At 72.8% G+C, this 14,417-nt stretch carries 13 protein-coding genes; 5 read left to right on the plus strand and 8 right to left on the minus strand.

Annotation, left to right across the window (positions count from 1 at the left end; genetic code table 11):
* Positions 1 to 18: 18 nt before the first annotated feature.
* The 4 genes from QSK15_RS26725 to QSK15_RS26740 are packed head-to-tail and all read right to left on the minus strand — an operon-like array spanning position 19 to position 4,725.
* Entirely contained in the window at positions 19 to 1,599 is a 1,581-nt protein-coding gene (locus QSK15_RS26725; RefSeq protein WP_285796856.1) for a bifunctional uroporphyrinogen-III C-methyltransferase/uroporphyrinogen-III synthase, read from the minus strand.
* Entirely contained in the window at positions 1,596 to 2,564 is a 969-nt protein-coding gene (gene hemC, locus QSK15_RS26730; protein ID WP_279519860.1) for a hydroxymethylbilane synthase, read from the minus strand. The genes QSK15_RS26725 and hemC overlap by 4 nt, the downstream gene beginning before the upstream one ends.
* A complete protein-coding gene (locus tag QSK15_RS26735; RefSeq protein WP_285796857.1) occupies positions 2,561 to 3,958 on the minus strand; it encodes a glutamyl-tRNA reductase in 1,398 nt (465 codons plus the stop codon). The genes hemC and QSK15_RS26735 overlap by 4 nt, the downstream gene beginning before the upstream one ends.
* Positions 3,955 to 4,725, minus strand: coding sequence for a redox-sensing transcriptional repressor Rex (locus QSK15_RS26740; protein ID WP_030329747.1), 771 nt, complete (start codon positions 4,723 to 4,725; stop codon positions 3,955 to 3,957). The genes QSK15_RS26735 and QSK15_RS26740 overlap by 4 nt, the downstream gene beginning before the upstream one ends.
* A 369-nt stretch (positions 4,726 to 5,094) precedes the next feature.
* Between QSK15_RS26740 and QSK15_RS26745 the strand changes: the two genes are divergently transcribed.
* Positions 5,095 to 6,399: a sensor histidine kinase gene (locus QSK15_RS26745; protein ID WP_285796858.1), complete on the plus strand. Its 1,305-nt coding sequence runs from the start codon at positions 5,095 to 5,097 to the stop codon at positions 6,397 to 6,399.
* A 99-nt stretch (positions 6,400 to 6,498) separates the two neighbouring features.
* Positions 6,499 to 7,152, plus strand: coding sequence for a response regulator transcription factor (locus QSK15_RS26750; protein WP_030329744.1), 654 nt, complete (start codon positions 6,499 to 6,501; stop codon positions 7,150 to 7,152).
* Here the strand turns inward: QSK15_RS26750 and QSK15_RS26755 are convergent.
* Genes QSK15_RS26755 through QSK15_RS26765 form a run of 3 tightly spaced genes read right to left on the minus strand, consistent with a single transcriptional unit; the run spans position 7,133 to position 9,754 of the window.
* Positions 7,133 to 7,795, minus strand: a complete 663-nt coding sequence (locus QSK15_RS26755) for an HAD family hydrolase (RefSeq protein WP_285796859.1) — start codon at positions 7,793 to 7,795, stop codon at positions 7,133 to 7,135. The two genes, QSK15_RS26750 and QSK15_RS26755, sit on opposite strands and share 20 nt — an antisense overlap.
* 20 nt (positions 7,796 to 7,815) lie before the next feature.
* Positions 7,816 to 8,070: a glutaredoxin family protein gene (locus tag QSK15_RS26760; protein WP_030329740.1), complete on the minus strand. Its 255-nt coding sequence runs from the start codon at positions 8,068 to 8,070 to the stop codon at positions 7,816 to 7,818.
* Positions 8,060 to 9,754: an AMP-binding protein gene (locus QSK15_RS26765; protein ID WP_502889654.1), complete on the minus strand. Its 1,695-nt coding sequence runs from the start codon at positions 9,752 to 9,754 to the stop codon at positions 8,060 to 8,062. Before QSK15_RS26765 ends, QSK15_RS26760 begins: the two co-directional genes overlap by 11 nt.
* 499 nt (positions 9,755 to 10,253) lie before the next feature.
* Here QSK15_RS26765 and QSK15_RS26770 point away from each other — a divergent pair, with 499 nt between their 5' ends.
* From QSK15_RS26770 to QSK15_RS26780, 3 genes are all read left to right on the plus strand, one after another.
* Positions 10,254 to 11,216: an ECF subfamily RNA polymerase sigma factor, BldN family gene (locus tag QSK15_RS26770; RefSeq protein ID WP_285796861.1), complete on the plus strand. Its 963-nt coding sequence runs from the start codon at positions 10,254 to 10,256 to the stop codon at positions 11,214 to 11,216.
* Between the two features lie 289 nt (positions 11,217 to 11,505).
* Complete coding sequence (locus QSK15_RS26775) at positions 11,506 to 12,396, plus strand: DUF5667 domain-containing protein (RefSeq protein ID WP_285796862.1); 891 nt, start codon at positions 11,506 to 11,508, stop codon at positions 12,394 to 12,396.
* Between the two features lie 126 nt (positions 12,397 to 12,522).
* Positions 12,523 to 13,392: an HAD family hydrolase gene (locus QSK15_RS26780; protein ID WP_285796863.1), complete on the plus strand. Its 870-nt coding sequence runs from the start codon at positions 12,523 to 12,525 to the stop codon at positions 13,390 to 13,392.
* A gap of 10 nt (positions 13,393 to 13,402) precedes the next feature.
* On the opposite strand, the gene QSK15_RS26785 is transcribed toward QSK15_RS26780, so the two are convergent.
* Positions 13,403 to 14,284, minus strand: coding sequence for a lysophospholipid acyltransferase family protein (locus QSK15_RS26785; RefSeq protein ID WP_285797146.1), 882 nt, complete (start codon positions 14,282 to 14,284; stop codon positions 13,403 to 13,405).
* Positions 14,285 to 14,417: the final 133 nt, after the last annotated feature.

Below are 14,417 nucleotides of genomic sequence, written 5' to 3' on the forward strand. Positions count from 1 at the left end.
AAGGGCCTCCTCGAACGACTACCGGAAGCGCAGGGCGGTCGGCCCCTGCACCTTCGAGCCGCGGCGCTGCTTGGCCGGCATGGCGGCCAGCTTCTCGCGCAGCTCGACGGCGTAGGCGGCGAGCGCCTCCACCAGGTCGGGCACCGAGGCGTGCGGCGGCTGGACGTCGACCCGCAGGCCGAACTCCGTCGCGGTCTCCGCTGTCTTGGGCCCAATGACGGCAACAACTGTCCGGGCGTGCGGCTTCCCGGCGATACCGACCAGATTGCGCACGGTGGAGGACGAGGTGAAGAGCACCGCGTCGAAGCCACCCGACTTGATCGCGTCGCGGATCTCGGCGGGCGGCGGCGCGGCCCGCACCGTCCGGTACGCGGTCACGTCGTCGACCTCCCAGCCGCGCTCGGTGAGCCCGGCGGCGAGCGTCTCGGTGGCGATGTCGGCGCGCGGCAGCAGCACCCGGCCCACCGGGTCGAGGATCTCGTCGTGCGGCGAGAACTCGGCCAGCAGACCCTCAGAGGACTGCTCGCCGGCGGGGATCAGCTCCGGCTGGATGCCGAACGCGCGGACCGCGTCCGCCGTGGCCTCGCCGATGCAGGCGATCTTGACGCCGCCGAAGTGCCGGGCGTCCAGGCCGTGCTCGGCGAACTTCTCCCACACCGCGCGGACCGCGTTCACCGACGTGAAGATCACCCAGGCGTACCGGCCGTCGACCAGGCCCTTGACGGCCCGCTCCATCTGCGCCGGGGTACGCGGCGGCTCGACCGCGATGGTCGGCACCTCGCACGGGATCGCCCCGTACGCGCGCAGTCGGGCGCTCATCGCGCCGGCCTGCTCCTTGGTGCGGGGTACGAGCACCTTCCAGCCGTACAGCGGGCGGTTCTCCCACCAGCTCAGCTTGTCGCGCTGCCCCACCCCGACACCGACGGTGAGCACCACCCGGCCGGTGAAGCCGAGCGCGGCGGCCACGAAGCTGTCCACCGTCGACGTGGTCGTGTACTGGGTCTCGCCGGTGCCGTCGCCGGTCACCCCGACGCCGGTGGTGCCGTCGACCCCGGCGGCGAGCAGCCCGTCCCGGACGGCGGCGAGGTCACCGGCGTCCACGGCGAGCGCGAGCGAGCCCCGGCCGACCGCGGTGGCCAGCGCCTCGAAGTCCAGCGCGCTGACGTCCTCGACGTCGGCGGCGGTACGCACACCCGGTAGCGGCACCCCGGCGTAGGTGGCCACACCCTCGGCCTGGCCGACGCCGGGCACCACCTCGAAGTGGGCGGCGGTGCGGGCCACCGCCTGCACCTCCTTGACCACCGAGTCGTGCCCGAACGGGTCGCCGGCGACCAGGTGCACCGCGTTCAGCCCGGAGCGGGCCGCGGAGATCAGCACCTTCGCCACGTCCCCCGGCGCGCCCTCGGCCGGGGTGAACTCGGCATCGTTCCTGGCCTCGGCGCGCACGACGGCGAGCAACGACTCGGGGACTCCCCGGTCGTAGATCACCTGGTCGGCGTCGACCAGGGCGTCGTGGGCCCGACGGGTCAGCAGGCCCGGGTCACCGGGGCCAGCCCCGACGAACGCGATACGGCCGACGGGCTTACGGGTGCGGGTCATTCTGTGCTCCCAAATTGCTGGGTCCCCGGGCCGGTGTGTCCTTCGTGGCCGAGGATCGAGTCGGCGCCGAGGTCGAGGAGTTCGGCGGCGAGTGCCTTACCGATCTCCGCCGCGTCGGCGGGCGTTCCGGTGCGGGACAGCCGGAGGTCACGAGTGCCGTCCGGGCTGATCACCGCCCCGCGCAGGTAGATCTCATCGCCGGTCTCGCCTTCGGCGAGTTCGGCATAGGCGGCGACGGGTGCGCTGCACCCGGCCTCCAGGGTTGCCAGAAACGCGCGTTCCGCGGTGACCGCGGCACGCGACGGTGCGTGGTCGAGCAGCGCGAGCAGCCCGACCAGGTCCTGGTCGTCGACCCGGCACTCCACTGCCAGCGCACCCTGGGCGGGGGCGGGCAGCATCAGCATCGGGTCCAACGTCTCGGTGATCGCATCGGTCCGGCCGATGCGGGCCAGACCGGCCCGGGCCAGGACGATCGCGTCGAGGTCGGCGTCCGGACCGAGCACCCGCCCGAGGCGGGTGTCGATGTTGCCGCGGATCGGGGTGACCTCCAGTTGCAGGCCGAGGGCGTGCAACTGGGCGATCCGGCGCAGCGCGCCGGTCCCCACCGTGGCGCCGGGCGGCAGCTCGGCGAGGGTGCGGCCGTCGCGGGCCACCAACGCGTCGCGCGGGTCCTGCCGGGCCGGCACCGCCGCGATGTGCAGCCCGCCGGCACCGGCCGTGGGCAGGTCCTTGTACGAGTGCACCGCGAAGTCGATCGTCCCGGCGGTGAGCGCGTCGCGCAGGGCGGAGACGAACACCCCGACGCCCAGCCGGTGCACCGGCGCGGTGGAGCGGTCGCCCGCGGTGACCACCTCGACCAGCTCGACCGGGCGGCCGGTGGCGGCGGTCACCGCCTCGGCGACCTGGCCGGACTGGGCCATCGCCAGGGTGCTGCCCCGGGTGCCGAGGCGCAGGGGGGCGGTCATCGCGCACCTCCGGTTGGTGGGGTCGGTTCGGCGCTGTCGGCAGCGGACCCCGGGCCGGTGCCGGGGAGCGCCAGGCCGAGGTCGGGGGTCAGCACGTCGGGGACGGTGTCGACCGGTGAGGTCTGCGGCACCTCGAGGTCGAACAGCTCGCGCAGCAGTGCGGCGTACTGGTCGCCGCCGGGCTCCGCGGCCAGCTGTCGGACCTTGACGGTGGGCTGGTGCAGCAGCCGTTGCACGACCCGGTGCACGGTGCGGGCCACCTCGGCCCGCAGGTCGTCGCCGAGGTCGGGGCGGCGCTGCGCCAGCCGGCGCAGCTCGGCGCTGACCACGTCGTCGGCACGGCCGCGCAGCGCGGCCACGGTGGGCGCCACGTCGGCGCCGCGCAACCAGGTGAGGAAGCCCTCCACCTCGCCGAGCACGATGCGTTCGACGGCTGCGGCGTCGGCGGCTGCCGGACCGTCGGCGAGCAGCCCCGCCATCCGGTCGATGTCGATCACCTCGACGCCGGGCAGCTCGGCGACGCCCTCCTCGACGTCGCGCGGGACGGCCAGGTCGAGCAGGACCAGCGGGCCCCGGGCCGGGTCGCGTTCGGCCAGCGCCGTGGTGACCACCGCCCGGGTGAGGACCGGTTCAGTGGACGCGGTGGCGGCCACTACGATGTCCACTGTGGAGAGAGTGTCGGCCAGCTCGGTCATCGGCGCGGCGCTCGCCCCGTACGACTCGGCGAGGCGGACGGCCCGGTCGGCACCCCGGTTGCTGACGATGAGCGGCCCGGCACCCAGCCGGGACAGCGTGGCCACCCCGAGCGAGCCCATCGCGCCAGCGCCGACCACCAGGGCCGGACGGCCGACGAGGTCGCCGTCGAAGTGCCCGGCCGCCAGCTCCAGCGCGGCGGTGACGACGCTCTGGCCGGCCCGGTCGATGCCGGTCTCGGCGTGCGCCCGCTTGCCGACCCGCAGCGCCTGCTGCATGAGCTCGTGCAGCAGCCGGCCGGCCGAGTCGGCGCCGGTGGCCCAGTGGTACGCGTCGCGCAGCTGGCCGAGGATCTGCGCCTCGCCCACCACCATCGAGTCCAGACCGGTGGCGACCCGGAAGACGTGGTCCACGGCAGCGGTGTCGTAGTGCACGTACAGGTGGCTGGCGAGCCCCGTCGGCGTGCTGCCGGCCTGCTCGGCCAGTACGGCGCAGATGTCGCCGAGCCCACCGTGGAAACCGGACACGGCGGCGTACACCTCCACCCGGTTGCAGGTGGAGACGATCACCGCCTCGGCCACGTACGGCTGGGCGACCAGGCGGTCCAGGGTGCGGGTCAGGTCAGCGGGGGGCACGGCCAGCTGCTCCAGCGTGGCGACCGGGGCGGTCCGGTAGGACGCGCCGACGACAAGCAGTTTCACGTGCCGATCGCCTCCTGGGTGTCGGTGGCCGCGAACCCGCCGGGCAGGGCGGTGAGAGCGGACCCGCCGGTGGCGGGCAGCGCGGTCAGCGACGCCTTGCGGTGTTCGTGGAAGGACAGAATCTGCAGCTCGATGGCGAGGTCGACCTTGCGCACGTCGACCCCCTCCGGAACCGAGAGTACGCACGGCGCGAAGTTGAGGATGCTCGTCACACCGACGGCGACCAGTTGGTCGGCGACCTGCTGGGCGGCGGCGGCCGGGGTGGCGATCACGCCGATCGCCAGGGATTCCTCGGCGGCGACCGTCGGCAGGTCGTCGACATGCCGGACCACCAGGCCGTTGATCTCTTCACCGACCCGGGAGGGATCGGCGTCGAGCAGTGCGGCGATCCGGAAGCCTCGGCTGGCGAAGCCGTCGTAGCCGGCCAGAGCGTGACCGAGATTACCCACGCCGACCAGGGCGACAGCCCGGCGTTGGGTGAGCCCGAGCACATACTCGATCTGCTCGATCAGCAGCGCGACGTCGTAGCCGACGCCCCGGGTGCCGTACGAGCCGAGGTGCGAGAGGTCCTTGCGGAGCTTGGCGGAGTTGACGCCGGCGGCGGCGGAGAGGCCTTCGCTGGAGACCGTCTCGTGCCCGGTGTCGGCCAGGTTGTGCAGCGCGCGCAGGTACTCCGGGAGCCGAGCGACGGTCGCCTCGGGCAGGTCCGGGAGCGCCGGTACGGCACCGGCGCGGCCGGGCGCGCCTGGGTGACGGTGCTGACTCATGAGACTCCGTGCGGTGCGATCCTCGGCCAACTCCGCTGGTCGGCCGTTTGTGGACTCCCGCTGGCGACCGAGATTGCCGGCTGTGCTAGCAGGGCGCGTCGGAGTCACAGCGTAGGCGCTTGTGAAGACGTGCACAAATCGCGATCTTGCCGCTGCGTGGCGCGACCTCACCAGCACCTCCATCCCACAAGATCGATTGAACGGCCTGGTCCGCTCACCGCCGGGGCGATTATTGCTCAATCCCGACTTCTCTGACCAATCCCGCGCCGGTCCTGTCCGGGGCGTCCCGGCGGTGGTAGGGGCAGCACTACGGAGGAGAGACGGGGTTTCGGGATGGGGACACCGCGCCCGGCTGCCTAGCCTTTGGGCATGACCGCCGTTGCCGCCACCAGCGACCGACCGACGCTGGCACCGAGCATCCCCCGCCAACTCTTCGTCGACTCCGGGTACGTGGTGCTCGGCCTGCCCCTGGCGGTGGCCAGCTTCGTCCTCCTCGTCGTCGGCCTCGCGGTCGGCATCGGCCTGGTGGTCACGGTGATCGGCTTACCGATCCTCAGCGGCACCCTGTACGCCGCCCGTGGGCTGGCCGACGTCGAGCGGCTGCGGCTGCCCGCGGTCCTCCACCAACCTCGGATCCGGCCGCACTACCGGCTGCCCGAGGCCGGCGCGAACGCCTGGCGGCGGATCTTCGTGCCGATACGGGACGCCCAGTCCTGGCTCGACCTGGCACACGGCATCCTGCGGCTGATCGCGGCGGTTTCCACCTTCGTGGTGACGATGGCCTGGTGGGCCGCGGCCATCGCCGGCTCGCTCTACTGGGCGTACGACTGGGCGCTGCCCCGGGCCGACGGCGAGGGTGACCAGGACCTGGCGCAGTTGCTCGGCCTGGGCGACTCGACCACCGCCCGGATCGGCCTGTACACCGCGCTCGGGGTGTTCTTCCTGATCACCCTGCCGATCGTGGTGCGGGGCTGCGCACTGCTGCAGGCCAGCTTCGCCAAGGCCATGCTGACCGGGGTGGCCGAGATGCGCGACCGGATCACCGTGCTGGAGGAGCAGAAGCGGGCCGCGGTGTCCGCCGAGGCCTCCGCGCTACGCCGGCTGGAACGGGACATCCACGACGGCCCACAGCAGCGCCTGGTCCGGCTGGCGATGGACCTCAGCCGAGCCCGGATGCAGCTCGCCTCGGATCCGGAGGCAGCCGGCATCACCATCGACGAGGCGGTCACCCAGACCCGGGACACGCTGGCCGAGCTGCGGGCGCTGTCCCGGGGCATCGCGCCGCCGATCCTGGTCGACCGGGGTCTGCCCAGCGCCTTGGCGGCGCTCGCCGGGCGCGGGCTGATCCCGATCGAGCTCCAGGTGGACCCGCAGCTCGGCACCGCCGCCGGGCGGCTCGACCCGGCGGTGGAGAACACCGCGTACTTCGTGGTGTCCGAGGCGCTCACCAACGTCGCCAAGCACAGCCGGGCCACGGAGGCCACGGTGGCCGTGGTGCGGCAGGGCACCCACCTGCAGGTACGGGTGGGCGACGACGGGCAGGGTGGGGCGCACCTGGCGAAGGGCCACGGTCTGGCCGGCATCGCCGACCGGGTCCGGGCCGCCGGTGGCGAACTGGTGGTGGTCAGCCCGACCGGCGGCCCCACCGAGATCCGCGCCGAACTGCCCCTGTGAGCGCGAGGAGTGAGCCGGGTTTGCGAGCCCCGCAGTCGCGAACAAAGGAAATACTGTGAAACGTCGCAAGGCAGCCCCGACGTGGTAGACAACACAGCCATGCGCATCGTGATCGCCGACGACGCCGTCCTGCTCCGGGAGGGGCTGGTCCGGCTGCTGACCGAGAGCGGGCACCAGGTGGTGGCCGCTGTCGGGGACGGTGACGCCCTGGTCGAGGCGGTGGTCGAGCACCGGCCCGACGTGTCGATCGTCGACGTCCGGATGCCGCCGTCACACACCGACGAGGGGCTGCGGGCCGCGGTGGAGGCGCGGCGGCTGGTGCCGCGTACCCCGATCCTGGTGCTGTCCCAGTACGTCGAGGTCTCGTACGCCGATGATCTGCTCGCCACCACCGGCGGTGCCGGCGGCGGGATCGGCTACCTGCTCAAGGACCGGGTGGCGGCGATCGACGAGTTCCTGGACGCGCTGCGCCGGGTGGCGGGCGGCGGCACGGTGCTCGACCCGGAGGTGGTGGGCCAGCTGTTCGCCCGGCGTCGCCGCGACGACCCGCTGCGCGAGCTGACCCCCCGTGAGCGCGAGGTACTCGCCCTGATGGCCGAGGGGCGCTCGAACACCGCCATCGCGCGTGCCCTCGTGGTCAGCGACGGCGCGGTGGAGAAGCACGTGCGCAACATCTTCACCAAGCTGACCCTGCCGCCGGACACCGAACAGCACCGGCGGGTGCTGGCCGTCCTCACCTACCTGCGGAACTGACCTCCCGGGCCAGGGCGACAGCATCGGTGAGGGTGTCGGCCACCGGGTGGCCGGAGGCGCGCAGCCGGGCCGGGTCGGTGAACCCGCCGGTGTAGAGCACGGCCCGACCGCCGACCGCCACCGCGGCGTCCGCGTCGTCGATGGAGTCGCCGATCAGCACCACCGAGGCACCGTCCACGCCCAGCTCGGCCAGGTGCCGCTGGAGCGGTTCGGTCTTGCTGCCGCCGCCGACCGTGGCCTGCAGCCCGTCGACGCGGGTGAAGTGGCCGGTCAGCCCGTACGTGTGCACGGTCGGGACCAGTTCCTCGTGGAACCACATGGACAGGAGACTCTGGCTGCCCGGCCACGCGGCCATCGCGGCACGCGCGTCGGCGGCCAGCTCACAGGTGGTCAACCCGGTGCGGTACGCCTCGTGGAAGATCTTGTCGAGGCGGCCGAACTGGTCGTCGTCGACGGCCTGCCCGAGCACCTCGGCGTAGTACTCGGCGATCGGCCTGCGGAACCGCACCCGGTGCTCGTCCAGGGTCACTGTCGGGCCGCCCAGGCTCGTGAACACGACGTTGGTGGCGGACACCACCAGGCTCAGGTCGTTGAGCAGGGTGCCGTTCCAGTCCCAGACGAGGTGCGGGGGCGCAGGGGTCATCAGAGCACCATAGGCACCCCTCAGAGCTGCGGGGTGGTCAGGTCCCGCAGCAGCCGGTCCTCCTCGACCCGCCAGTAGCCGTGCTCCTTGCCATCCAGCATCACCACCGGCAGCCGGTCCCCGTACTCCCGTTCCAGCCCTTCGTCGCCGGTGACGTCCCACTCGACCCATTTGTCGCCGGTGACCGCCACGACCCGGTCGAGCGCCGCCTTCGCGTCGTCGCACAGGTGGCAGCCGGGTCGGGTGATCAGCGCGAGCCGGGCGTCAGTTGCCATCGGTTACCTCCGTGCGGTCGGTCGGCGTCGCCGACCGGAGCTGGGTCTTGCGTACCTTGCCGATCGCCGAGTGTGGCAGGGCGTCGACGAACTCGACGGCGGTCGGGCACTTGTACCGGGCCAGGTTCCGCGCGCAGTGGGCGAGCAGCTCCTCACTGGTCACCGGTTGGCCCTGCGCCGGCACCACGTACGCCCGGACAGTCTCGCCGGTTCGCGGGTGCGGCACACCCAGTACCGCCGACTCGGCCACCCCGGGATGTCCGGCGAGCACCAGCTCGACCTCGTGCGGATAGACGTTGAACCCGTTGACGAGGATCAGATCGCCGAGCCGGTCGACCAGGAAGAGGTCGCCGTCCTCGTCGGCGTACGCGATGTCGCCGGTGCCCCACCACCCGTCGGCGTCCGGGCCGCCCCGACCATCGGGCCAGTACCCGGTGAAGAGATTGGGGCCGGACACCACGATCTGCCCCGGGTCGGTGCCCGGCGCGACGTCGGAGATGTCCAGCTCATCCAGGTCGTCGTCGGGGACTGCCAGCCCCTCGCGCCACAGCTCCACCCCGTCGGCGTCGACCAGGCGGAGCCGCACACCGGGCAACGGGCGGCCGATCGAACCGGGCTTGGCCACGCCGCCGACCAGGGTGGAGGTGAGTACCGGCGCGGTTTCGGTGAGGCCGTACCCGATGTGCACCTGATGCCCGGTGACAGCGGTGAAGCGCGCCGCGACAGCGGGTTCGAGCGGTGCCGCGCCACAGACCGCCACCCGCACCGACGCGGTCGCCGCCCGGGCCGCGGCCATGCCGGCCCAGGTCAGGAACATCGACGGTACGCCGACCAGCACGCTGACCCGGTGCCGCGCGATCTCGTCCAGCCCCGCCGTCGGCCCCGGCTCGTCGAGCAGCACGCCGGTGGCGCCGTGGTGCACGACAGCACCGAGCCCTGAGTTGAGCCCGTACGCGTGGAACAGCGGCAACGCGAGGAGAACGGTGTCCGTCGGCCCGACCACCGGCGGCTCGATCTGCGCGGCCTGTTCGTGGTTGGCGAGCAGCGCCCGGTGCGACAGCATCGCTCCCTTGGGTCGCCCCTCGGTGCCGGAGGTGTAGAGCAGCACCGCCAGGTCCGCGCCGCCCTGTCGAGGGCGGGGTGCCGGCCCGGGTGCGTCGGCGGTCGGTGGCGTGCCGTGCACGGAGGTGAGCGCGGGCAGGTCGGCGGCGATGTCGGCGACCAGACCTCGAACGTGGTCGGTGGCGACGAGCACCGACGCGCCGGAGTCGGCCAGCACGTGTCGGAGTTCCGGTGCGGTGAGGCCGGGGTTGACCGGCACGGTCACCAGCCCGGCCCGGAGGGCACCCAGCCAGGCGATCACGAAGTCCGGTGTGTTGGGCAGTGCGATGGCGACGCGTGGCGGGGTGGCACCGGGGGCGGTGGGTGGTGCGGCGGCGGACAGGCCGCGGGCTGCGGTGTCCACTGCGGCGTCCAGTTCGGACCAGCTCAGGGTGTGCTCGTGCCAGTGCAGCGCGGGCCGGTCGGCCCGGTCGTGGGCCGCCCGGCGGACCCGGTCGGCGAGGTTCGGCGCGGGGCTTTCCGAGAGGTCCGGCACGATGGTCGAGTCTGGCACAGCGCACGGCCACGGACCACGCCCGGCGGTCGGGACGGACCCGCGGGGGCGGCACCGCGACAGTCCCATGTACGGGACTGTCCGGTGTGCCATCGGCGATCCGATCAGGTCCTGTCGATGGGACGTGCGACGCCGATCAGGGGCAGTTCGGTCGCCGCCGCCCGACCGGCCGGCGTGTCGGGCCAACCGAACGGCTGGGACGCCTCTCACCTGGGCATCCATCCTGGAACACCGTGCCGACGGAAAGTCAATCGCACACGACGGACAACCGGTCCGCCATCGGTGCGACGGAGCGGGAAATACTTCCGCCTTGTGTAACGGACTTGCCACGCGCGGGTGACGTTGGCCCTATCATCACTCGGGTCGGGTCACCCCATTTGCCGTGAGTCGACACCCCTCAGCCCGAGGAGGCCCCCGTGCCTGTGAGCGCATTGGACCAGCACCTCCAACGGAACTGCCGCCCGTCGGCAGTTCCCGCGACCGTCCTGCCCGACCGGTCACCCGGTCGGTCCGCCCCGACGAGACCCAGACCGGCCCGGCCGGCAACCGACGGGATGGGGGCAACACGGTGACCACCTTCGGTTACGCGGAACGCCCGGTCGGTCTGACCGGTCAGCCGGCCCGCTCCCATGTCAACGAGCGGCCAGCTGCCCGCGCCCCGCTGGACGAGCAGCCCGGCGGCGTCCGGGGTGACGGCGCGGCGAATCGGATCCGCAGCCGGCCACATCACAACGAGCCACCACCGCGACCCGCGGTGCCCGGCGGGAACGCGAAGCCGGCCGGCGGCCGGGTGGCCGTACCGCAGCGGCCCATCATGCCCGTGCAGGGTCGTCGGGTAAGCGACACACCGGCGGTCACCACCGACCCGGCTGCGGGTGAGACAGCGGTGATCCCGGCGGTGCCGGCCACCACCGCCACCACGGCCACCACCCCGACCGGTTTCCCGAGCCGACCGGACCCGTCCGACCCGGCAACCGAGGTGTGGACGCTGATCGAGCGGGCCCAGGCCGGCGAGTCCGAGGCGTTCGGACTGATCTACGACCGGTACGTGGACACCGTCTTCCGGTTCGTCTACTTCCGGGTCGGCAACCGGCAACTCGCCGAGGACCTCACCTCGGACACCTTCCTGCGCGCGCTCAAGCGGATCGGCAGTTTCACCTGGCAGGGCCGCGACCTGGGCGCCTGGCTGGTGACGATCGCCCGCAACCTGGTCGCTGACCACTTCAAGTCGGGCCGGTACCGGCTGGAGGTCACCACCGGCGACGTGCTCGACGCCGACCGGGAGGACCGGGGCCCGGAGGGCAGCCCGGAGGCGGCGGTGGTGGAGCACATCACCAACGTCGCGCTGCTCACCGCCGTCAAGCAGCTCAACCCCGAGCAGCAGGAGTGCATAGTGCTCCGCTTCCTCCAGGGCTTCTCGGTCGCCGAGACGGCCCGCGCGATGGGCAAGAACGAGGGAGCCATCAAGGCCCTCCAGTACCGCGCCGTCCGCGCCCTGGCCCGACTGCTGCCCGACGGCTTCCAGCCGTAGGTTGTTACGGCGGGACCGACGGGCGTCGATCAACGTCCGCGCAGCTCAGAGTCGGTCCCGCCGGGTGATGACCATCACTTTCTGTAATTTCCGCTCCGCCAGGCCCGTAACCCGTGCCCGGCCCGCCGCGTTTCTCCGGGTGCGACCGGTGGATGTCCCGGCAGGCCCGGGTCACCGAGGTCCGACCGGCATGCCGGCGGCACCTCACCTCCGTGGTGTCACACTGCCGCCCGGTCGCTGGCAACGACGGCGGCCGACCGGCCGTGACCAGCGAGAGGAGGTGCCTGCGGTGGACAACACCCTCTTCTCCCGCCGGCGCGCGGAGCGCTTCGCGCAGCTTCTCGACGAGGCCAACGGCGCTCGGCGACACCACGTGCGATCCCGGGCGGACGGCCACCTCGCGCCGCTCGTCGCAGTGGGTCAGCGGCTCAGCGTCGACCCCCCGGCTGTCGAGGTGGACCAGGACTTCCGCACCGGCCTGCGGGCGATGCTGCTCGCGACGGCCGAGCGGGAAGGGCTGGGCAGCGCACCGGTGACGGCCAGCGAACCGGCCACCACGACCACCCGGGGGCGGCTCACCATCACCCGAGGACGGCTGCTGCCGGCGGTCACCGCCCGGCGGGCCCGAGCCCGGGGCGCGATCCTGGTCGGCATCGCCGCCGGGGCGATCGCCGTCTCCGGGATATCCGCCGCCAGCGAGAACGCGGTGCCCGGTGACGCGCTGTACGGCATGAAGCGCTCCACCGAACGGGCACAGCTCGCCCTGGCCAGCTCGGACATCAGTCGAGGGCAGCTCTTCCTGGACTTCGCCCGGACCAGACTCGGCGAAGCCGCCAAGCTGCGCGGCGACCGGATCGGCTACAGCGCGGTCCTCGACGACATGGACGCCGACACCCGGCAGGGCGTTCGTCTGCTGACCTCGGCCGCTGTGCAACGAGCCGAGCCCGGCAGCCTGGACACCCTCAACACGTTCGTGTCGAGCCAGCGCCGGGCGGTGCGCGGCCTGCTCGACGGGAGCACCCGCGTCGACCGGGACCGGACCCACCGATCGCTGCTGCTGCTGGACAGCATCCGGGAACGCTCGGACGACCTACGCGCGGCAATCGCCTGCGGCCTGCCGGCACCGACCGCCAGCGACGCCCTCGGCCCGGCCCCGAGCGCCTGCCCCGGCGATCGCTGACCCGCGCCCCTATACCGCACGTCCGACCGGCCGCGCCACAGTTCGCTGTGTGCCCGGCCGGTCGACCGTCTGCGGCGGATACCCTCGCCAGGGAGCATCAGTCACACCGGGAAGGAAGGGAACCGCGTGGCGCGCAGCCGTAAGGTGACGGTCAGCACCGACGCCGAGGGGCACACCGCCGGCTGGGCGGAGACCGACCTGGCCCCGGTCAGCGCACCCGACCGGACCGGCGCGGCGTTCTTCGACGTGGACAACACGATGATGCAGGGCGCCTCGATCTACTGGTTCGCCCGTGGGCTCGCCTCCCGGAACTACGTGACCACCGCCGACCTGGCCCGGTTCGCCTGGCAGCAGCTCCGCTTCCGGCTGCTCGCCCGGGAACACGCCGGTGACATGTCACTGGCCAAGGAGGCGGCGCTGGCCTTCGTCGAGGGCTGGCGGGTCAACGAGGTCGAACACCTCGCCGAGGAGATCTTCGACGAGCTGATGGCGCCCCGGATCTGGGCCGGCACCCACCAGCTCGCGCAGCGTCACCTGGACGCCGGTCAGCGGGTCTGGCTGGTCAGCGCCGCCCCCGTCGAGATCGGCCGGGTGATCGCCGCCCGGCTCGGCCTGACCGGCGCCATCGGCACGGTGGCCGAGGTGGTGGACGGGGCGTACACCGGACGGTTGGTGGGTGACCTGATGCACGGGCCGGCCAAGGCCGAGGCGGTCACCCAGCTCGCCGCTGTGGAAGGGCTCGACCTGACCCGCTGCGCGGCCTACAGCGACTCGGCGAACGACCTACCGCTGCTCTCCGTGGTGGGGCGGGCGGTCGCCGTCAACCCGGACGGCGTTCTGCTGCGGCAGGCCCGCCAGCAGGGCTGGGAGGTACGGGACTTCCGCACCGGCCGGCGAGCGGTCAAGATCGCCGTACCGTCGACTGCGGCGGCCGGGCTGGTCGCCGGCGCGGTCACCGCCGGCCTGGCCCTGCAGCGTCGCCGGCGCGCCGGCTGAGGACCGCCGGCTACGGGCCGAACGGGTCGGGCCGTCGCTCCAGCAACGTGTGCAGGGTCTGCTGGATGGTCTCCCGCACCTGGTCGGCGAGGTTGAAGACCACCAGCGGGTCATCCGCCGAGTCGGTCAGGTGGGCGGTGGGGATCGGCGGGCAGAACTCGATCAGCCACTTGCTGGGCAACGGCACCATGCCCAGCGGGCCGAGCAGCGGGAACGTCGGCGTGACCGGGAAGTACGGCAGCTTGAGCAGCCGCGCCAGCGGCTTGATGTCGGCGAGCATCGGGTAGATCTCCTCGCCGCCGACGATGGCGACGGGCACGATCGGGGTGCCGGTGCGCAGCGCCGCCGAGACGAACCCGCCCCGCCCGAAGCGTTGCAGCTTGTACCGGTCGGCGTAGAGCTTCCCGATGCCCTTGAAACCCTCCGGGAACACCCCGACCAGATCGCCGCCGCCGAGCAGCCGCTCCGCATCCGGGTTGCAGGCCACCGTGCCGCCGGTCTTGCGGGCCAGCTCGGAGACGACAGGCATCCGGAAGACCAGGTCGGCGCCGAGCAACCGCAGGTAACGGTGGGCGGGATGCTTGTCGTGCAGCGCCGCGGAGAGAATCAGGGCGTCCAGCGCCACCGTCCCGGAATGGTTGCCGACCACCAGGGCCGGCCCGTCCACTGGCACATGCTCCACTCCGCTGACTTCGGTGCGGAACCAGTCCCGGTAGAGCAGCCGCAGCAACGGGTGGAAGACCGCGTCGGTCAACTCCGAGTCGAACCCGAACTCGTCGACCTCGTAGTCACCGGCGAGCCGCCGGCGCAGAAACGCCAGCCCGTTCGCGACCTTGCGGTCCCAGTGGTCCCCGGGCCGGTCCGCCACCGCCGGCCCGGTGCCCGCGGGCAGCCCGTCGTCGACCCGGTCGGCCGGAGTCGGGGGCGCTGTCGGGGTCGGGGTCGGCGCGGCCTGCGCGGCCGGCCGGTGTCCGTTGCGCCGCGCCGGCTCCGCATCCGGTCCGGGCACCTGCTGGGGTACGTCG

This window comes from Micromonospora sp. NBRC 107095 (genome assembly GCF_030269705.1).
Lineage (GTDB): Bacteria > Actinomycetota > Actinomycetes > Mycobacteriales > Micromonosporaceae > Micromonospora > Micromonospora parva.

Bases quoted from the DNA above. Each gene is read 5' to 3' on its own strand.
- QSK15_RS26725 (WP_285796856.1), bottom strand. From the start codon at position 1,599: ATGACCCGCACCCGTAAGCCCGTCGGCCGTATCGCGTTCGTCGGGGCT.
- QSK15_RS26745 (WP_285796858.1), top strand. From the start codon at position 5,095: ATGACCGCCGTTGCCGCCACCAGCGACCGACCGACGCTGGCACCGAGC.
- QSK15_RS26750 (WP_030329744.1), top strand. From the start codon at position 6,499: ATGCGCATCGTGATCGCCGACGACGCCGTCCTGCTCCGGGAGGGGCTG.
- QSK15_RS26740 (WP_030329747.1), bottom strand. From the start codon at position 4,725: ATGAGTCAGCACCGTCACCCAGGCGCGCCCGGCCGCGCCGGTGCCGTA.
- hemC (WP_279519860.1), bottom strand. From the start codon at position 2,564: ATGACCGCCCCCCTGCGCCTCGGCACCCGGGGCAGCACCCTGGCGATG.
- QSK15_RS26765 (WP_502889654.1), bottom strand. From the start codon at position 9,754: ATGGGACTGTCGCGGTGCCGCCCCCGCGGGTCCGTCCCGACCGCCGGG.
- QSK15_RS26760 (WP_030329740.1), bottom strand. From the start codon at position 8,070: ATGGCAACTGACGCCCGGCTCGCGCTGATCACCCGACCCGGCTGCCAC.
- QSK15_RS26755 (WP_285796859.1), bottom strand. From the start codon at position 7,795: ATGACCCCTGCGCCCCCGCACCTCGTCTGGGACTGGAACGGCACCCTG.